At 40.6% G+C, this 18201-nt stretch carries 21 protein-coding genes; 10 read left to right on the forward strand and 11 right to left on the reverse strand.

What is annotated here, in order from left to right:
* Window positions 1-151 precede the first annotated feature (151 nt).
* Entirely contained in the window at window positions 152-877 is a 726-nt protein-coding gene (locus L3V38_RS03090; RefSeq protein WP_237118309.1) for an IS4 family transposase, read from the forward strand.
* 86 nt (window positions 878-963) lie between these two features.
* Entirely contained in the window at window positions 964-1479 is a 516-nt protein-coding gene (locus tag L3V38_RS03095; protein ID WP_237118759.1) for a transposase, read from the forward strand.
* A gap of 31 nt (window positions 1480-1510) precedes the next feature.
* Here the strand turns inward: L3V38_RS03095 and L3V38_RS03100 are convergent, their stop codons facing one another.
* Together L3V38_RS03100 and L3V38_RS03105 are read right to left on the reverse strand one after the other, a co-directional pair.
* Window positions 1511-2560, reverse strand: coding sequence for a putative phage abortive infection protein (locus tag L3V38_RS03100; RefSeq protein WP_237118310.1), 1050 nt, complete (start codon window positions 2558-2560; stop codon window positions 1511-1513).
* A gap of 123 nt (window positions 2561-2683) precedes the next feature.
* The gene (locus tag L3V38_RS03105) at window positions 2684-3217 is read right to left on the reverse strand and encodes a hypothetical protein (protein WP_237118311.1); all 534 of its coding nucleotides are present in this window, start codon (window positions 3215-3217) and stop codon (window positions 2684-2686) included.
* Between the two features lie 249 nt (window positions 3218-3466).
* On the opposite strand from L3V38_RS03105, the gene L3V38_RS03110 reads away from it, so the two are divergent.
* Window positions 3467-4231, forward strand: coding sequence for a class II glutamine amidotransferase (locus tag L3V38_RS03110; RefSeq protein ID WP_130150165.1), 765 nt, complete (start codon window positions 3467-3469; stop codon window positions 4229-4231).
* 98 nt (window positions 4232-4329) lie between these two features.
* Here L3V38_RS03110 and L3V38_RS03115 read toward each other — a convergent pair whose 3' ends face one another.
* From L3V38_RS03115 to cmoA, 5 genes are all read right to left on the reverse strand, one after another.
* Window positions 4330-5115 (reverse strand): DUF3108 domain-containing protein, encoded by a 786-nt coding sequence (locus L3V38_RS03115; RefSeq protein ID WP_237118312.1) that lies wholly within the window; start codon window positions 5113-5115, stop codon window positions 4330-4332.
* Complete coding sequence (purN, locus tag L3V38_RS03120) at window positions 5060-5707, reverse strand: phosphoribosylglycinamide formyltransferase (RefSeq protein ID WP_237118313.1); 648 nt, start codon at window positions 5705-5707, stop codon at window positions 5060-5062. The genes L3V38_RS03115 and purN overlap by 56 nt, the downstream gene beginning before the upstream one ends.
* Complete coding sequence (gene purM / locus L3V38_RS03125) at window positions 5707-6759, reverse strand: phosphoribosylformylglycinamidine cyclo-ligase (RefSeq protein WP_054551593.1); 1053 nt, start codon at window positions 6757-6759, stop codon at window positions 5707-5709. The genes purN and purM overlap by 1 nt, the downstream gene beginning before the upstream one ends.
* A 193-nt stretch (window positions 6760-6952) precedes the next feature.
* Window positions 6953-7921: a tRNA 5-methoxyuridine(34)/uridine 5-oxyacetic acid(34) synthase CmoB gene (cmoB, locus tag L3V38_RS03130; protein ID WP_237118314.1), complete on the reverse strand. Its 969-nt coding sequence runs from the start codon at window positions 7919-7921 to the stop codon at window positions 6953-6955.
* A 28-nt stretch (window positions 7922-7949) separates the two neighbouring features.
* Window positions 7950-8675, reverse strand: coding sequence for a carboxy-S-adenosyl-L-methionine synthase CmoA (gene cmoA, locus L3V38_RS03135; RefSeq protein WP_193988968.1), 726 nt, complete (start codon window positions 8673-8675; stop codon window positions 7950-7952).
* Window positions 8676-8793: 118 nt separating this feature from the next.
* Here cmoA and L3V38_RS03140 point away from each other — a divergent pair, with 118 nt between their 5' ends.
* Window positions 8794-9474 carry a DUF3334 family protein gene (locus tag L3V38_RS03140; protein ID WP_237118315.1) on the forward strand — a complete coding sequence of 227 codons (681 nt, stop codon included), beginning with the start codon at window positions 8794-8796 and terminating at the stop codon, window positions 9472-9474.
* Between the two features lie 45 nt (window positions 9475-9519).
* On the opposite strand, the gene L3V38_RS03145 is transcribed toward L3V38_RS03140, so the two are convergent.
* Window positions 9520-9912, reverse strand: a complete 393-nt coding sequence (locus L3V38_RS03145; protein WP_237118316.1) for a hypothetical protein — start codon at window positions 9910-9912, stop codon at window positions 9520-9522.
* A 250-nt stretch (window positions 9913-10162) separates the two neighbouring features.
* Between L3V38_RS03145 and L3V38_RS03150 the strand changes: the two genes are divergently transcribed.
* Window positions 10163-11173: a DUF5924 family protein gene (locus L3V38_RS03150; RefSeq protein ID WP_062569376.1), complete on the forward strand. Its 1011-nt coding sequence runs from the start codon at window positions 10163-10165 to the stop codon at window positions 11171-11173.
* Window positions 11174-11204: 31 nt separating this feature from the next.
* Here the strand turns inward: L3V38_RS03150 and L3V38_RS03155 are convergent, their stop codons facing one another.
* Together L3V38_RS03155 and L3V38_RS03160 are read right to left on the reverse strand one after the other, a co-directional pair.
* Window positions 11205-11699 (reverse strand): YgjP-like metallopeptidase domain-containing protein, encoded by a 495-nt coding sequence (locus L3V38_RS03155; RefSeq protein WP_237118317.1) that lies wholly within the window; start codon window positions 11697-11699, stop codon window positions 11205-11207.
* 13 nt (window positions 11700-11712) lie between these two features.
* Window positions 11713-12561 carry a DUF72 domain-containing protein gene (locus L3V38_RS03160; protein ID WP_237118318.1) on the reverse strand — a complete coding sequence of 283 codons (849 nt, stop codon included), beginning with the start codon at window positions 12559-12561 and terminating at the stop codon, window positions 11713-11715.
* A 227-nt stretch (window positions 12562-12788) separates the two neighbouring features.
* Between L3V38_RS03160 and aspS the strand changes: the two genes are divergently transcribed.
* From aspS to L3V38_RS03185, 5 genes are all read left to right on the forward strand, one after another.
* Complete coding sequence (gene aspS, locus L3V38_RS03165) at window positions 12789-14558, forward strand: aspartate--tRNA ligase (protein WP_237118319.1); 1770 nt, start codon at window positions 12789-12791, stop codon at window positions 14556-14558.
* 104 nt (window positions 14559-14662) lie between these two features.
* Entirely contained in the window at window positions 14663-14869 is a 207-nt protein-coding gene (locus L3V38_RS03170; protein WP_130150156.1) for a hypothetical protein, read from the forward strand.
* Complete coding sequence (locus L3V38_RS03175; protein ID WP_237118320.1) at window positions 14866-15456, forward strand: pentapeptide repeat-containing protein; 591 nt, start codon at window positions 14866-14868, stop codon at window positions 15454-15456. The genes L3V38_RS03170 and L3V38_RS03175 overlap by 4 nt, the downstream gene beginning before the upstream one ends.
* A 31-nt stretch (window positions 15457-15487) precedes the next feature.
* The gene (locus L3V38_RS03180) at window positions 15488-16075 is read left to right on the forward strand and encodes a GNAT family protein (protein WP_237118321.1); all 588 of its coding nucleotides are present in this window, start codon (window positions 15488-15490) and stop codon (window positions 16073-16075) included.
* A gap of 1 nt (window position 16076) precedes the next feature.
* Window positions 16077-16802, forward strand: coding sequence for an alpha/beta hydrolase (locus L3V38_RS03185; RefSeq protein WP_237118322.1), 726 nt, complete (start codon window positions 16077-16079; stop codon window positions 16800-16802).
* 45 nt (window positions 16803-16847) lie between these two features.
* Here L3V38_RS03185 and L3V38_RS03190 read toward each other — a convergent pair whose 3' ends face one another.
* Window positions 16848-18053: a bifunctional alpha/beta hydrolase/OsmC family protein gene (locus L3V38_RS03190; RefSeq protein WP_237118323.1), complete on the reverse strand. Its 1206-nt coding sequence runs from the start codon at window positions 18051-18053 to the stop codon at window positions 16848-16850.
* Between the last annotated feature and the right edge of the window lie 148 nt (window positions 18054-18201).

Raw genomic sequence — 18201 nt, forward strand, 5'->3', positions numbered from 1 at the left:
CAAGGCTAAGAAAGCTGCATAGTAGTAAAGAAAGAATATTAAAGCCCGCTAAATACGTAATGCCGATCAGTTAAGAATATTTTCATGATCGGTTGACCGATCTTTTAAAGGCTTCAAAATCCGATATCAGAAACTGATATCGGATTTTTTTATGTCTTTACTCACAAACCTCGATGAAACATTTAGTCATGCGGAAGACTTGAAGGCTATCGATAAGCTTATGTCTTTTGTCGACCCTAAACTTCTTCAGCAAGCCTATACACTATCGGGCGTAGCAACTATCAGACGTCGCCGGTTACCTCTGGATTCGGTCGTATTTACTATCGTGGGTATGAGTCTTTTTCGTAATGACCCTGTCTGGGACATCGCAAATAAACTTGATATCTCATTACCAGGTAAAAATCGATTTGTTGCCCCCAGTGCGGTAGTTCAAGCCCGGCAACGACTAGGTGATGAAGCTGTCGGTCACGTCTTTAAGCTGATGGCACAACGGGCCTTTGGTGATTTTGCCTTTGAACAGTGGTGTGGTTTAAATGTGTTAGCAGTTGATGGCGTGATGTTTCGTGCTCAGGATACCGATGAGAACCTTACTGCATTCGGTTGTGACCGTAATGCTAAAGGCGATAATCCGTATCCACAGGTACGCATGTGTAGTCTGATGGAAACCTCCAGCCACCTTCTACTGGCCAGTGAGTTTGACAGTCGGGATGTGGGGGAGATGTCTCTTGCGCAGCGGCTTATTCCTTCGGTTCCCAATAACTCTCTGACTCTTTTCGACAGAGGATATTATTCGCTGGGGTTATTGTACTTATGGATGACTAAAGGCGTTAATACGCACTGGATGCTCCCTCCCGTAAAGATCTACAGTACACAGTAAAACACCGACTAAGCGAACATTATGCTGTTATCACTCTCAAGACTTCGCCTCAGGCTCGGAAAAAATTTGATGGTCTACCAGAAACCATCGACGCGAGGCTAACCAGTTACAAAGTAGACGGGAAAAGCTACCATGTGCTCAGTTCAATGGTCGATGTATTGCAGTTTCCCTACGAAGAAGTTGTTGATGTGTACGTTCAACGCTGGGAAATAGAGCTAGGGTTCAGGGAAATGAAACAGACGCTAAATCAGGCCAAGCTGACACTTCGTAGCAAGAAACCTGAGATGGTACGACAGGAGCTCTGGGGACTACTACTGGCCTACAACCTGATTCGGATGATTATGCTGGATGCCGTTAAAGATATGCCTGAGCTATCCCCATCGCGGCTTAGCTTCGGCCTCTGCATGAGACACATCATCGTGTTCTTCCTAACCACTTTACCGGAAACAGTAACCAAGTTGCCCGTTCACTATGAATACCTGATGGAATCGTTAAGGATGATGAAATTACCTGACAAACGGCCTGACAGGTATTACCCAAGAGTTGTGAGGAAAAGACCGACTAAATACCCCACAAAGAAAAAAGCCAGTCAGCTTAACTGACTGGCATTACGTGTATACGGGCTTTTTTATGTTATTGATCAACCATGTTTCTAAACTTGCAATATTCAAGTATTTGAAGGTTTTGCCCAAAAGCAGATTTAATTAGTTTGCCACTGGAGTCCGTTGAAAGGTACTGGTCGATTTCATCACTAGTCAAATATAGTGTTGGGTTATTTATTATAAAAGTCACAATATTATTGTTATCTAAATTGTAAGTAATATCTAAATGTTCGAGTAACTCAAAGTGAATTACTAGCTTTTTGAATTGGCCATTATCTACATACGAGCACAAGCAATTTAGCAGTAAAAGCGAAAGTTCTTGGTTTGATAGCTGGGCTCGAAGTATATTGCTGTATTTTTTTTGAAGATGCTTGTTGGAAAAGCTGTTTTCTATTAGTTTTAAAATTTGATATAGATTTCTAAAATAGCTACCAAAGTCTTTATTTTTATATGTATAAAAAGCATCAAATACAGAAATAATAAGGGACTCATACTGTTGATTTCTTTGTTGTACACTACTGATTGAATTTAGTATGCGATTTAAAGCATTAGTGCCCTTTTGATTGAGGTCTCTACGTCCATAGTCCGTAAAACCATTGATTCCAATTATTGATGAGATTTCATGGTATGATTCATTTATATCATAATCTATATTTTTCAGTAGTTTATTATGCAATTCTAGCATGTTAAAAAAAGTTGTCTCAAAGCTTTGTACTGCTAATAAATTAGCTTGTTCTTTTAATGCTTCAGATGAGTTGGCAAGTTCGTCACGGGTAAGCTTAAGCTCTTCATTGCTTACTCTAAGCGCTTTTTCATTTTGTTCTATAGCTTCAGTGCCTTGTTTTATTGCCTGCTCACTTTGCTCTAAAGCCTTTTTATTTTGCATTAATGTATAGGCAATTAAGATTAAGCTAAGTAATGCAAATGTAGGGTTTAGAACACCACCAAAAAAATCACCTACCGAGCCCCAATCACCAATAGTTGAAGCAAAGCCAAATCCGAATTTAATAGCGTAAAGCCCGAGTGCAGTTACTGCCGCTACAGCTGCCAAACAAAAAATTATAATGATCATCCGTTTCATATTTTTTATTTTCCTTTAAGTGAAGTAAGCAATTTAGTTATTTGATCCATGCCATCAAATGTACTTGGCAAACTCTCTGCGTAATTGATAATTCTATCAAGTATAAGGTACTCATATATTTCCTTAAATTTGATACTGTTTTATAAGGCATTGAATTTCCTCATTTATCAAATTGATTCTATCTTTGTCATCCTTGAGTTCTTTCATACCATTAAAATCTGTTAAATTCAGGATTAACTCTGTAGCCCACAAAGCATCTATGTATGCAGCAAGAAACTTTAACTTCAAATTATTAAAGTTATTATCAATAGCGACTAGTCGTTGATTAAAGCTTGTTACATGCCCATGAATTTGATTTATAGCTTTTCGCTCTGAGGGAGTAAGTGAGGTATATATATCTTTATAGTAATTCTCATAAACTGGTCGAACAACTTGTTGTGGAGAAGTTACTGCTTCATATCTTGTTTTCTTCAAGCCTGATTTACACCTTTCTTTAGATTCATTTAAATGATCTAATATGTCATCTAACTCAAAGTAAAATGCTTTGAGCATTTTTTTTCGTGCGATATAGCTTTTAAAAAGTTCAGCTCCTTGTCCTAAAAACCAACCAAGAATTACTGCTAGCAATGCTGTTTCAGATTTGGATAGCTCTATCAATTTAAGACCTTTTTCTACTTTTTAAGTTAACTTATGATAACCAAGCAGCACAAAAAAATATAGATAGCAAACCAGTGTTCATATCAACTTGCCTTTACTGTAAGGGTGTTTAACAATAACTCCATCAAAGATATAAAAGTAAATGATAAAGAACACGAAAATCTCAAGTGAAACCAAAACTGTGACCAAAAGCAATTTATCATTTCAATTTTTATATTATACTTATGATTTTAAAGGTTAATTTATTTTATGTGTGAGTTGCTTGGCATGTCGGCCAATGTACCAACGGATATTTGTTTCAGTTTTTCAGGGTTATTAGAACGTGGGGGGAATACTGGGCCGCATAAAGATGGTTGGGGTATTACTTTTTATGAAGGAAAAGGCTGTCGTACGTTTAAAGATCCAGAGCCAAGTTGCCAGTCTGAGATTGCCAAGCTTGTGAAAGCTTACCCAATAAAGAGTATTTCGGTGATAAGCCATATTCGTCAGGGCAATCGTGGTCGTGTATGTCTTGAAAATACCCACCCATTTACTCGTGAGCTATGGGGGCGTGAAATTACGTATGCTCATAATGGTCAACTTTCTAATTATCATGATTTAAAACCTGAGCATTATAGACCTGTTGGAAATACCGACAGTGAATTAGCATTTTGCTGGTTACTTGATAAAGTGCGAGAAAAATACCCTAAACGTCCTTCAAATATGGCATCCGTGTTTCGCTATGTGGCTAAACTTGCGCATACTTTACGTGAAAAGGGCGTGTTTAATATGTTGCTCACTGACGGTGTGTATGTGTTGGCATATTGCACTAATAATCTGCACTGGATCACTCGTCGTGCGCCATTTGGTAAAGCGACTTTGATTGATGCTGATATGGTGGTTGATTTTCAAAAAGAAACCACACCGAACGATGTGGTTACTGTCATTGCAACAAGGCCGCTCACTAATGACGAACGCTGGCAAAAAATGGAGCCAGGTGAGTTTGCGTTGTTTAAAATGGGCGAATTAATCTAAGGTAGCAGCGGGTTCACCCCGCGACTTTTAAAAGATAATTTACCTAAACGCTGACACCTCCGTGTGATGTAAACGCTTTTCGCGATGTAAAATCGCGACTACTTATCATTAGCTACGGTAACAGGTGTTGTGACAGTGAATGAGTTAAGTTGTACTTCAAACTGTTCGACACCTTTTTCACCTTTCCACATGCGAACCAACATGTAGTCCATTTCGGGGGCAAACCAAGCAAGGGCTTGACGTTTATTGTTGTCGTATAAGCGTTTTACTTTAATTGCATCTATATTACCGATTGGTAATGAAATCATTTCTGTGCCAATGACTTCAAAGTCATAATTACGCAGGTTGCCTTTTTTATCGACTAAAGGATAAGAAAGCTGCGTTTTACCTTGCTTTAATTCTTCGCGAACCTGTACTTGATACGATAAAGAGTCTTGGAAATCATCTGACCAATCGAATTTCAGCGGGTATTTACTTTGGTTACTGTTGACCCGCTTGTGAACAGGATCGAACTTGAGCGTATATTCTTTATCTGGCCCTGTTCCTGTTCGCTCCATAGCGTAACTAAGAGGTGATATTTTATGATCTTGGTAACTAAATTCGGAGGTTTCTTTTCGTGAATCAGAAAAAATCATCCATTCAATTTCACTATGATAGGTAAGTACATAGTTGCCATCGTTGATTTTTTTTAGTTCACGTACCGCTTTACCATGGGTTTCACCTTTACGAAGTACATCGTATTTGGCTTGGTATTGAGTGAGGTCGCCAGCTAAAACACTGGTAGGAAGTAATAAAGTGCCCACACATGCGAGTAGGGCACTTCGTTTTTTATTCTGGGTAATGTGCGCCGTGTGCAGGAAGTTTCTTTTTGTCAAAAACTGCATAATCTGCTTCCATCTTGAGTCGTTGTTCACTGAACCACTTGACCACCAAAGGATAGATTATATGTTCTTGTTGATGAACACGTTGCGCAAGTGTGTCTGCGGTATCGTTTTCGAGTACCGGCACTTTGGCCTGAAGCACAACGGGACCGCCGTCTAGCTCTTCAGTTACAAAGTGAACACTTACGCCGTGAACCTCATCTTTTGCATCTATAGCTCTTTGATGGGTATTCAGCCCTTGGTACTTAGGCAACAAAGAAGGATGAATGTTCAACATTTTTCCTTTAAATTTTTGCACTAAGTTAGGTGTTAGAATACGCATAAAACCAGCTAATACAACCAGATTTGGTTCAAAACTTTCAATAATGTCCATTAACTCAGCATCATAGGCCTCACGCGAGTCAAAATCTTTATGGCTAAGTACACGTGTTTGTATACCTGCTTTTTTTGCTCGCTCAAGGCCATAGGCGTCGGCTTTATTACTAATTACAGCGGCGATGTCGGCCTTGATTTCACCGCGCGCGCAGGCGTCGATGATGGCTTGAAGGTTTGAACCGCTACCAGAAATTAATACAACAAGACGACAAGGGGTCATTAGTCACGACCACCTAAAATTTCTACTTGTTCTTCGCCTGCTTTTGCATCTTGGATCTCACCGATGTGCCATGCATTTTCGCCAAGATCTTTAAGAATTGTTAAGCTTTGCTCAAGTTTGTCAGCAGGAACAACTAAAACCATACCTACACCGCAGTTGAATGTACGATACATTTCGTGAGTTGTGATGTTGCCGTTTTCTTGTAACCAGTTGAAAACAACAGGCCATTCCCAGCTGTCGCCTTTGATTACTGCTTTTGCAGACTCAGGAAGTACGCGCGGGATGTTTTCCCAGAAACCACCACCCGTGATGTGCGATAACGCGTGAACGTCAACCTGCTTGAATAACTCAAGTAGTTGTTTAACGTAAATGCGAGTTGGCTCTAAAAGGTGATCGCCAAGTGTTTTGCCTTCAAGCTCTGCGCTTGTGTCTGCACCAGATACTTCAAGTACTTTACGAATTAATGAGAAGCCGTTTGAATGAGGACCGCTTGATGCAAGTGCGATTAATTGGTCGCCTGCAGCCACTTTAGTACCGTCAATAATTTTTGATTTTTCTACAACACCCGTACAGAAACCAGCCATGTCGTAGTCTTCGCCGTCATACATACCAGGCATTTCAGCAGTTTCACCGCCGATTAATGCACAGCCAGATAGCTCACAGCCTTTACCAATGCCTGTTACAACATCAGCCGCAGTATCTACGTCTAATTTACCAGTTGCATAGTAGTCAAGGAAAAATAGTGGCTCAGCACCTTGTACGATAAGGTCGTTTACACACATAGCAACAAGGTCAATACCCACTGTGTCGTGCTTTTTAAGATCAATAGCTAAACGTAGTTTTGTACCAACGCCGTCTGTGCCAGCAACCAGTACAGGCTCTTTATAGCCAGTTGGTAGTTCGCAAAGTGCGCCAAAACCACCGATACCGCCCATTACTTCAGGACGTCTGGTTTTTTTAACTACGCCTTTAATACGCTCAACAAGTGCATTACCGGCATCGATATCTACGCCCGCGTCTTTATAGCTAAGAGACTGTTTTTGTTCGCTCACAGGTTTTCCTCAAAAAAGTTGCATGTGGGTTGCTTAGAAACGCGCGTATTTTACAACAATTGCAATGGCGCGGCTAGTTGAAAAATCACTTTAACCGACTTGACAAGGACAGTTGTCCGCTAAAAAAGGAATTAGCTATTGGGTTTTAGGCTCTTGGTTTGTTCAGAGCCTAAAACCGAGAGCCAAGTTTGGCTTAAGCTTTCGCGGTTAAAATAGCGCGAAGAGGGGCAGGGTAACCTTCGATGGTTTTGCTGGTGTCATTTGGATCTAAAAAGTCGACCAGTGATTCGTTTTCCATCCACTCGGTTTTACGTTGTTCTTCAAGTGTTGTGATTGCGCAGTCTTTAACTTGTACATCTTTAAAGCCAACACGCTCCATCCATAGTTTTAATGCCGCGGTGCTTGGAATAAACCACACATTACGCATTTTGGCATAACGGTCGGTTGGCACTAAGACTGTATGCTCATCACCTTCAACAACCAGGGTTTCAAGTACCAGCTCACCACCTGGGCGAAGCTGCGCTTTTAACTGCGCTAAAAAGTCGATAGGTGAGCGGCGGTGATATAAAACACCCATCGAAAACACGGTATCGAATGCTTTTAGTTCAGGCAGAGCCTCTACACCTAGCGGCAATAAATGCACGTTTTCATCTTGGTGATAGTGTTTAATCGCTTGGAATTGGCATAAGAATAAATCGGATGGATCAATACCTACCACAAAATTGGCGCCTTCACCGCGCATGCGCCATAAGTGGTAACCGGAGCCACAGCCAATATCAAGCACAGTGCGGCCTTTTAACGGTTCGATATGCGGCAGTAAACGATCCCATTTCCAATCACTGCGCCACTCAGTATCAATCTCAATACCGTGCAAGCTAAATGGCCCTTTACGCCATGGCATCATGCGCTTTAATAGATGCGTTAACTGTTTTTGCTGACCTTCAGATAGCTCATCACCGGTGCCAATTTGTACTTTATTCTGAAGGTTTACATGGTTGGTGCTTACTTCAGGCAAGTTTTTCAGCACTTTTTGCCACTTAGGTAAATCGCCGTGGCTGGCTTCTAGTTCCCAGTGCTTTAATTGACCTGGCAAAGTTTCGAGCCAGTGACTAAGCGGGCTTTGTGCAATCGCAGCGTAAAATTGGTTAAACCATTGAGACATGAAATACTCTTTTATATCGTTGTGATGATTACTTGATTGCAATCATCGAGCAGAAGTTAAAACATTGATACCACACTTGCGTTTGGCTAAAACCAATTTCGCTTAATCGGTTTAAGTGGGTAGATAAATGATCAGGGCGCATGACATTTTCGATAGCCGTACGCTTTTGGCTGATCTCAAGCTCCGAATAGCCGTTATGACGCTTAAAATCATGGTGTAAATCAATGAGCAAATTATCGCATTGCTCATCTTCACCTTTAATTTTTTCGCTAAGCAACAAAACGCCGCCAGGTTTTAAATTTGCATAAATCTTTTCAAGCACCGCTTGGCGCTTTTCAGGTGGAATAAACTGTAGAGTAAAGTTCATCGCGACCACAGAGGCATTCTCGATGGCTAAATCGTTTATATCACCCAGCGTAACGGTGACCGGCACGTCAGAGCGAAAACCTTGTAAGTGTAATTTACAGCGTTCAACCATCGCTTGTGAGTTATCGACCGCAATGATATTACAGTTATCGGTGCGAATATTACGGCGCATACTTAACGTTACTGCACCAAGTGAACAGCCTAAGTCGTATAGGTTTGAATTGCTTTGCGCGTACTCGCCAGCCAGCTTACCCATGGTGCTTACTATGGTAGCATAGCCTGGCACCGAGCGCTGGATCATATCAGGGAAAACTTCTACTACATGTTGGTCAAAGCTAAAGTCTTTAACCGCTTGCTCAGTGGCATAAATACTGTCTTTTTGCGTCACGTGAACAGTCTCTTTAAAAAATAATACCGCTATTTTAGCATTTTTAACTGGATAGTCAGTGATAAATTCAGTAGCTTGGCTAGAATTATCAATAACAAGTACAAAAAAGAGAAGTTTAATGACTAAAAGCAAAGTGATCAGTACCGAAGATATCTTATCAACTCTGTGTCATTCAGTAACCGGCGTATTGTCATCAGCAAGTGGTAACAATATTAGTTATTCTGCGATGGTGCAAAAAATTACCCGTACCTGTATGCGCCCAGATATTGGCTGTTTTGTATTGTTCGATGGTGGCTTTACAGGCCTAGTTGTTACTAATTTCACAGCGCAAGCAGCCATGGAAATCTACCATGACTATATGCGTAATATGGGGATGCCAGAAGATGAAATTGCGCAAAGCCATTTATCAGATGATGTTGCTAATGTATTAGGTGAGCTGATGAACCAAATTGTGGGTGACTTTACCTCTAAGGTAAGAGAGCAGCTGCATACATCAATCACTCAAAACCAGCCTAAAATGATGGCGATTAACAAGCAGGTGCAAATCTCTGTTGATACCACCATGGATAGACCACAAGCTCGCCGTGTAACATTCACTACAGCGAAGCAAAATATTTTCTATCTAGAACTAGCGATGGATAAAACTGAATTTATCAAACTACATGACTTTGATATTTCAGAAGCCGTTGACCCAGATGACATCATTGAAAACGAAGCTAAACAAAAAGCTGAAAAGCAAAAAACATCATCACAAGCAGACGATGCAGATGATGATTTTATGGCAGAGTTAGGGCTGTAACCCAACGACTTTGGCTTTCAGCTGTCAGGGAAAATAGAGGCGCGGTTAAACCGCGCTTTTTTGTGTTTTAGAGCAATTGATAACATCTTTGTCTGGGATCCCAATTAACGTAATAGTCTCATCGTCTATTTTTTTGATTTTTGATTTAACTGTCACTGAAGGCCCTCGAGTAAAGCTTTTCACAGACTCTGGTGAAAATAAATTTAGATCATCTTTGATTAGTTTTGTTTTATGGGTATGAGAATCAAAGCTGATCATGATATCACCCTCAAAATCCATTTTTTCTGAGGATTCTACAGAAATAATAGAGGCCAAATTAGGGTTTTGTTTGAAGTAAATTTTAAAAAAGCTTCTTGCGTATGAGTTTAAATCTTCGATTGAAGTATTTATATGGCTATTAACTTCTAGTATTGCATCGTCTGGTAATACTGATTTCATTTTGCAATTCCATTCACCATTAAAAAAACTATAATCTTCAAATGCATTTGCAGTTATACACTTAGAGAGTAATAAAAGCATTATCAAGATCCTATATAACATTCCATTTGTTCCTTTTTGAAAATAATACTTATTGCTTGTTAGCTTCATCTAAATGTCTAACTGCATTGAACTAAAAGCTCGTTTTTAAAGCCTACATTCATCCAATTTATGCTTTAATCACATACTCTTAAACGGATTTTATGATTGCATGAATTACTTAAAAGACTTTATAACAAAATTTGTCATAGCAATGCAAAAGCGCCCTGGTCTGATGGCGGTGTTGGCTTTTTGCAGTGGGGTTGCAAGCTTTATATTCGTTGAGCGAAAAGAGTCATTCTCGCAAGTTATTTCTATACTTTTACTTGTAAGCTGGGTTTGGTTAATTCTAGATAACTGGTTACGGGATAAAGTTGAACAGCAATTTGGTTTGGCTGTGTCTCCCAATTTTATGCGTTTTGCATTACAGGTTGTGCAGCAAGAGAGTTTGTTTTTTGCACTACCGTTTTTTTTAGCGGTGACAACGTGGGATCACCCACAGGCTGCATTTACTGGTTTAATTGCACTGTGCGCATTTATCTCTGTTGTCGATCCGCTTTATTATAAAAAACTCGCTAAACACAGTGTGTTATTTACTGTTTTTCATAACTTTTCGTTATTTGTTGTAATCTCAGTTACTTTACCTATTTTATTCCAACTTACCACCAGCCAGAGCTTTGAAATTGCGCTCATTACAGCTGTTATCTTTACCATACCAAGCTTAGGTAACTTAATGCCTAATGCAAAATGGTGGCGTTTTCCATTACTTGTCTTGCTATTAGGAGCGCTCAGTGCAGGTTTATGGCAGTTACGTAGCTTTGTGCCGCCTGCGGCACTGCGCTTAACCGATATGAGCATGTCGTATCAGCTTGACGAACAAGCCCGTAAACCAATAGAGCCGATTCAAAAATTAACCGAGCATGCTTTACATCAAAAAGGTCTATATAGCTTTAGCGCTGTTAAAGCCCCGAGAGGCTTGAATGAAAAAATTTACCATGTATGGGTGCATAACCGTAAAGAGGTTGAGCGTATTCCATTAGAAATATCGGGTGGACGGGAAAAGGGCTATAGGGCGTGGAGTCATAAAACGAATTTCCCTGCAGATTCATCTGGCAAATGGATAGTTAAAGTGGTTACAGAATCAGGGCAGCTAATTGGTCAAATAAGGTTTGAAGTTGAATAAAGCGCTGCCGATTTCACTTAAACTAGGCACTCTAGTAAGGATTTTTTCCTTCACTGACTAATACACTGAATATTCTTAAATCCAGTTCTAGTTGATGGTATTGCGGCTCCATGTGACAACATAGTTGATAAAATGCTTTGTTGTGGTCTTTCTCTTTAAAATGAGCCAGTTCATGTACGACGAGCGCTTTGAGTAAAGGCTCAGGTGCGCGAAGTAAATCGCTATTAATTGCTAGGTCGTGTTTACGGGTTTTACCTTGCATACGAAAAGTATGGGTACCTAACGCATTGGTGACCATATCGCCTTGTTTTTTGAACGCGGCACGGCCAAAAGGCAGGGCATTTTTAAGATAACGCTTTTTTAGCTCTGTGGCGTAATTGTATAAAGCTTTGTCGCTGGTAATGCTATGTGCGTCAGGGTATTTGCCCTTTAGGTAGTTTGCAGCTTTGTTGCCATTAAATAGCTGTGACACTTGCTCAATAATATGGGGCGGGTAACCTTGAAAATAACGGCTGTAATCTTTCATATGCACTCTGAAATTAAAATAAACTGCTTTGGCTTGCTTCGCGTTCACCTATAAAAGGCGCAAGCACGGGGTGATTGTAACCTAAATCTTGGCAAAACTGTCTTGCTAAAAGTGGTGACTGGCGATTATCTGCGGTATGAAAAAATACATAAGGTGATTTACCTTCTTCGAGCCATTGGTTTATTTTTTTAAGCCAAGGTTGGTAATAGGATTTGTATTCATGCTCTAAGCTTGCAATAACAAAACGCACTAGTGGATTATTGTTTGTAGCGATTGCATGCACAGGTAAATGAGGCTTTTTCTTTTGTGCATCAATCAATGCATCGTTATCGGCGGGTACAGCAAATAAAGCGCGAGTATCCATGCTGATGCGGTCTATATTATTTTCAATCAATAGCTGATTTAAACGAATTTCAGCCTCTCCTTTTTGGAAAAAGGCAGGGTGACGAACTTCTACGCCGTAATTAAGCTGTTTTGGTAACTGGGCAATAAAGTTAGTTAGTAGTGGCAGGGCATTCGGGCCAAAAGCACTGGGTAACTGCAACATAATTTGCCCTGTTTTGGCAAAAATTGGCTCAAATAAGTTTAGCCATGCATTCAGCTCACTATTTATATTAGTCAGTTGTAATTCGTGACTAAAACGCCGATGAAATTTAAAAGTAAATTTAAAGTCTTCGGGTACCGCATCATGCCAGCGTAACAATGACTCATGACTTGGGTCAGCATAAAAACTGGTGTTGCCCTCAACTGAATTAAAGCATTGCGCATACTCACTGAGCATGTCGGCGCTTTTACAGTGACTAGAGAGTAAATTTCCTTTCCATGCGGTGCTAGACCACTGCGGACAACCTAAATACAGCATTAAATCAACCAATAAATTTAAACTTTGCTTAGTGTAACAAAAGAAATGTTTGCTCAGAAGTCGGGGGGGTTATTTAGCCCCTGACAGGCACTGCTGGCACTCGCATTTTGCGATGGTTTGGGTATAATGCTCTGCCTTAAATGATTACTTTGTATAGTGGCTTTTGCTCTCAAAATAGCGAACTCTTAAGAGCAGGCGGCTATAAGTCTTTAACTGACAGGAATACTATGCGCTCTATATATTGCGGACAGCTAAATAAATCTCACGTAGATCAAGAAGTTGAACTATGTGGTTGGATCAACAAACGCCGTGACCTTGGTGGCCTTATTTTCGTCGATTTACGTGACAGAGAAGGTCTAGTACAAGTGGTATTTGATCCGGAAGTAGAAGGATTAATGGATACTGCTAATAAACTACGTCAAGAGTTTTGTGTGCAGTTAAAAGGTGTTGTTCGCGCACGCCCTGATAGCCAAGTAAATAAAGACATGGCAACAGGTGAAGTTGAAATTTTAGGCACAAGCTTAACTATCATCAACCGCTCAGAGCCATTACCACTTGATTTTAATCAGCAAAACTCTGAAGAGCGCCGTTTAAAATACCGTTACCTAGATTTACGTCGTCTTGAAATGAGCGACCGTATTAAACTTCGTGCAAAAGCGAGCAGCTTTGTGCGTCGTTTCTTAGATGACAACGGTTTCTTAGACATTGAAACACCGGTACTGACAAAAGCAACACCAGAAGGTGCGCGTGATTACTTAGTACCTAGCCGTGTTCACAAAGGTAGCTTCTACGCTTTACCTCAGTCGCCACAGTTATTTAAACAATTATTAATGATGTCGGGTTTCGACCGTTACTATCAAATTGTTAAATGTTTCCGTGACGAAGACTTACGTGCTGACCGTCAGCCAGAATTCACGCAAATCGATTTAGAGACGTCATTCATGAGCTCTGACGAAGTGCGTGCAATGACTGAGAAAATGATCCGCGAAATGTGGCAGTCATTATTAGACGTTGACTTAGGCGACTTCCCAGTAATGCCTTACAGCGAAGCAATGCGTTTATATGGTTCTGATAAACCAGACCTACGTAACCCAATGCAACTTGTAGACGTTGCTGATTTAGTAAAAGACGTTGAGTTTAAAGTATTCTCTGGTCCTGCTAATGACGAAAAAGGCCGTGTTGCGGTATTAACTGTACCAGGTGGTGCTGAGCTTTCTCGTAAACAAATCGACGATTACACTAAATTCATCGGTATCTATGGCGCGAAAGGCCTAGCATGGATGAAAGTTAACGACCGTGCTGCGGGCGTTGAAGGTGTACAATCACCAATCGCTAAGTTCTTAAATGAAGAGGTGATCAACCAGTTACTTGAGCGCACTAACGCGCAATCTGGCGATATCATTTTATTCGGTGCTGACAAGCGCAACGTTGTAAACGAAGCGATGGGTGCGCTACGTCTTAAGATTGGTGTTGATTTAGGCGTCACTGATCTTGATAGCTGGAAACCTTTATGGGTTGTTGACTTCCCAATGTTCGAAGAAGACGATGAAGGTACACTGCATGCGGTTCACCACCCATTCACTGCACCAAAAGGTATTTCTGCCCAAGAGCTTGAAGCAAACCCAGCAGGTGCATTATCAGATGCATACGACATGGTCTTAAACGGCTATGAAGTTGGTGGTGGTTCGGTACGTATTCACAATGCAGACATGCAAGAAACAGCATTTAGAATCTTAGGTATCGAAGCGCAAGAGCAACAAGACAAGTTTGGTTTCTTATTGGACGCACTTAAATACGGTACACCACCGCACGCAGGTCTTGCGTTTGGTCTTGACCGTTTAGTTATGCTGTTATGCGGTACTGATAACATTCGTGACGTTATTGCTTTCCCTAAAACTACTCAAGCATCATGTTTATTAACAGATGCACCAAGCAAAGCAAATGCAGATGCATTAACTGAGCTTGCCATTGATGTTGTAGCGAAAGACACTGAATAATTCATAATAAACTGAATTATAAGGTTTAATGAAAACCCTAAGGTGTATGCCTTAGGGTTTTTTTGTGCTTAAATGTTTATAAATATGTTCTTCAAGGAGTGGGCATGAGCGTAAGTGGAAGCTTCATCGGTTTTTTCATTTTGATTTTAATCCCGTTTTTTGCCGTTATTAGCTATTACTTAGGTAAACGTAAAACGACAACACCTGTAATCGTCGCCATAATCGGTGGGCTTTTAGGTTTTATGCCATTATTTGGCCTAATTTTTATTGCTGTACTGGCGCTTAAAAAAGATATTGAGACGAGCGCGTGATCAAAAGTCATTCACTTTATTTTGAACAAACCTTTGAGGTTAATTTAGCGGGAGAAACGTTTTCACATTGCGAGTTTGAGCAATGTGAATTTATTGACTGTGACTTTAGCAGTAGCCAGTTTGAAAATTGCCGATTTATAGAGTGTGAGTTCAAAAACTGCAATTTAGCTGCGCTTGGGCTGAGATACACCTCACTCGAAGAGGTCAGTTTTAAAGAGTGTAAATTAACCAGTGTGCGTTTTACTGATGTTGATTGGCCGCTACTCGCCAGCCGCGCCCCTGTGAGTTTTGTTGGCTGCGAGCTTAGCCACAGCAGCTTTTTTGAGCTTAGTTTAAAGGCTTTAAAAATGCGCAGCTGTTTTGCCAAAGATGTTGATTTTAGGCATGCAGATTTAACATCTGCTGATTTTACTGACACTGATTTTCGTGACAGCTTGTTTCAACAAACAAACCTCAGTAACGCTAATTTTATTGGTGCCAGCCATTTTACCATTGATATAACTGCTAATAATATCAGCAAAGCTAAATTTGAACGTTATGCCGCTTTGGATTTATTAGCAGGGCTCGATATAGAGCTGGTGGATTAAATATTATTGCTAATTAAGGTTAAGAAAAGTTATGGATTTAAGTCCCATCACCTTAGAAGGTCAATTTGTTAAATTAGTGCCGTTAACAAGTGAACATCGCGATGCTTTAGTAAGCGCTGCTTCTGATGGAAAGCTTTGGGAGTTGTGGTTTACCTCGGTGCCCAATGAAGAACGTGTTGACGATTATTTAAGTATGGCGTTTGAACAACAAGTACTTGGTCGCGCATTACCATTTGCTGTCATCGATAAACACACCGATGAGGTGATAGGCTCAACTCGCTTTTGTAATATCGACAGTAAAAACCGCCGTTTAGAAATTGGCTATACCTGGTATGCCAAGCGTTTTCAGCGTACTGGGGTTAATACTGATTGTAAAAAACTGCTGCTGAGTTATGCATTTGAAACACTTAATGTGATTGCCGTTGAGTTTCGTACCCATTGGCATAACCAGGCTTCGCGCAATGCCATTGCCCGCTTAGGAGCGAAACAAGATGGGGTGCTTCGAAATCACCAAATAATGGCCGATGGATGCGTACGTGATACCGTGGTGTTTTCAATTATTGATGGTGAATGGCCTATGGTTAAACGTAGCTTAGAATTCAAATTAGAGCAGTTATAGTATGTTAAATATTAAAAAGGCGGCGCTAATGCTCGCGTTAACCCTTAGCGGGCAAACAGCCTTTGCAAATCAAACAGAGACGCTGTTTGATACTGAGCGGGCGCGCCATATTCCAGTAACTATCACAGCAGCTGATAGCACATGCACGGTAAAGAAAAAATGCCCCGTGGCGTTTATTGGGGCAGGCTATGGTATGGCACATACAGACTATCAATTTGCCCAGCAAGTTTTTCATCAGCATGGTTATTTAACGGTTGAAGTTGCACATGAATTAAAAGGCGACCCGAGTTTAAATCCTGAGCCGCCATACATGACCACACGTATGGAAAACTGGCACCGTGGTGTACAAACCCTTGAGTTTTTAGCCGTAGAACTTGCCAAGTGTTATCCTGCGTATGACTTTAATCAGCTCACTTTATTTGGGCACTCAAATGGAGGTGATATTGCAGCATTATATGCCGCTATATATCCTACTAAGGTTTCTAAGCTGATCACCCTTGATCATCGCCGTATGCTGATACCGCGGAACAAACATATTGCTGTGCTTACGCTACGTGGTAGCGATTACCCAGCGGATGATAGGGTGTTATTAACTGATGAGGAGCTAGCTGTGTATCCTGTAACGCAAACTGTAATTCCTAATTCTCGCCATAACGACATGTATGATGGCGGGCCGAAATGGTTAGTTGAAGAGATGACAAAGCAACTGACGCTTTTCTTACAATAAACAGTTAAGTAGAGTTAGCGCGTTATTTTTTAACGCGCTAATAGGTTATTTATTCACGAGTTCACTAATCACCAATGGATTGTTATGAAGTGTTTTATGCACGGGGCACTTATCTGCTATTTCGAGCAAACGCTGTCGTTGTTCATCCGTAAGGTCACCTACTAGTGTAATCTTACGTGTGATTGCTTCTAGCTTATTGTTGTGTTCACAATCATCGCAATCTTGGTGGTAGTCACGTGTATGATTAAGCTCAACTTTAATATGTTCTAACGGTAAGTTTTTGCGACTAGCGTACATTCTAAGAGTCATTGATGTGCAAGCGCCAAGGCCTGCAAGTAAGTGGTGGTAAGGGTCGGGCCCTAAGTTACTACCCCCTACCTTTAATGGTTCATCAGCAAGCCAAGTATGATCTTTTGTACTGACATATTGAGTAAAAACGTGATCTTTTTCTTCAACAAGTACACTCCCATTTAATAATTGAGCTGTGTAACTTTCTTTTTCATAATCAATATAACGCGTTGCCCATGATGCGATTACCCCTGCAGCATAATCAGCATCCACTTTGTTGCTGAGTAGGTGGTCGGCGTTATCTAAGCTTATAAAGCTTTTAGGGTGTTTCGCTGAGGCGTAAATTTTTTCTGCCTCGCTAATATCAACGGTTGTATCGATAGGGGAGTGCATCACTAATAAAGCACGTTTTAATTTACTGATATGGCTTCGATCATACTGTGCTATGTCATCCAAAAATTGCTTTTTAATGGTAAATTCACGACCTGCCAAGTTTACTTTTGCTTTTCCTTGGCTGTTAATTTCATCTATTTGGGCTGCAAAGTTATGACTTACATGTTGAGCATCCGATGGCGCACCAATAGTCACAATGGCTTGTACTTCATTAATTTTATCAGCGGCTGCAAGCACTGCAGCACCTCCCAAGCTATGGCCAATGAGTAACTGTGGTGCTTTAAAGTTTTCACGTAAATGCTCTGCGGCGGCGATCAAGTCTTGGATGTTGGAGGAGAAATTGCTGTTAGCAAAATCACCATCGCTATTACCTAAACCGGTAAAGTCAAAACGTAACACGGCAATACCTTGTTGAACTAGTGCGCGGCTTATTCTGGTTGCAGCTGCTATATCTTTTCCACATGTAAAGCAGTGAGCAAATAGAGCGTAAAACTTTACATCGTTTGCAGGGTACTCAAGTTGTCCTGCAAGTGTTAGCTCACCGCTTTGAAATGTTATTTTTTTGCGCATGATATAAACCCTACCTTTATTTAATATTTAAGAATAGACCCGTTGAACTTGTTTTTACTTTTGAACTTTACCTTAAATTTTTGAAGTGGTTGATCTGTATCAAAACTAAGGCGTTAACAAAACAGGAGCGGACATAAGTCCTTATGTT

This window comes from Pseudoalteromonas sp. L1 (assembly GCF_021728095.1).
GTDB lineage: Bacteria > Pseudomonadota > Gammaproteobacteria > Enterobacterales > Alteromonadaceae > Pseudoalteromonas.

Excerpts from the sequence above, each read along its gene's own strand:
- L3V38_RS03100 (WP_237118310.1), bottom strand. The coding sequence starts at position 2,560 with ATGAAACGGATGATCATTATAATTTTTTGTTTGGCAGCTGTAGCGGCA.
- L3V38_RS03190 (WP_237118323.1), bottom strand. The coding sequence starts at position 18,053 with ATGCGCAAAAAAATAACATTTCAAAGCGGTGAGCTAACACTTGCAGGA.
- purN (WP_237118313.1), bottom strand. The coding sequence starts at position 5,707 with ATGACCCCTTGTCGTCTTGTTGTATTAATTTCTGGTAGCGGTTCAAAC.
- L3V38_RS03185 (WP_237118322.1), top strand. The coding sequence starts at position 16,077 with ATGTTAAATATTAAAAAGGCGGCGCTAATGCTCGCGTTAACCCTTAGC.
- L3V38_RS03140 (WP_237118315.1), top strand. The coding sequence starts at position 8,794 with ATGACTAAAAGCAAAGTGATCAGTACCGAAGATATCTTATCAACTCTG.
- L3V38_RS03180 (WP_237118321.1), top strand. The coding sequence starts at position 15,488 with ATGGATTTAAGTCCCATCACCTTAGAAGGTCAATTTGTTAAATTAGTG.
- L3V38_RS03155 (WP_237118317.1), bottom strand. The coding sequence starts at position 11,699 with ATGAAAGATTACAGCCGTTATTTTCAAGGTTACCCGCCCCATATTATT.
- L3V38_RS03170 (WP_130150156.1), top strand. The coding sequence starts at position 14,663 with ATGAGCGTAAGTGGAAGCTTCATCGGTTTTTTCATTTTGATTTTAATC.
- aspS (WP_237118319.1), top strand. The coding sequence starts at position 12,789 with ATGCGCTCTATATATTGCGGACAGCTAAATAAATCTCACGTAGATCAA.
- L3V38_RS03110 (WP_130150165.1), top strand. The coding sequence starts at position 3,467 with ATGTGTGAGTTGCTTGGCATGTCGGCCAATGTACCAACGGATATTTGT.
- L3V38_RS03145 (WP_237118316.1), bottom strand. The coding sequence starts at position 9,912 with ATGAAATCAGTATTACCAGACGATGCAATACTAGAAGTTAATAGCCAT.
- L3V38_RS03160 (WP_237118318.1), bottom strand. The coding sequence starts at position 12,561 with ATGCTGTATTTAGGTTGTCCGCAGTGGTCTAGCACCGCATGGAAAGGA.
- L3V38_RS03115 (WP_237118312.1), bottom strand. The coding sequence starts at position 5,115 with ATGCAGTTTTTGACAAAAAGAAACTTCCTGCACACGGCGCACATTACC.
- cmoB (WP_237118314.1), bottom strand. The coding sequence starts at position 7,921 with ATGTCTCAATGGTTTAACCAATTTTACGCTGCGATTGCACAAAGCCCG.
- L3V38_RS03090 (WP_237118309.1), top strand. The coding sequence starts at position 152 with ATGTCTTTACTCACAAACCTCGATGAAACATTTAGTCATGCGGAAGAC.
- L3V38_RS03150 (WP_062569376.1), top strand. The coding sequence starts at position 10,163 with ATGAATTACTTAAAAGACTTTATAACAAAATTTGTCATAGCAATGCAA.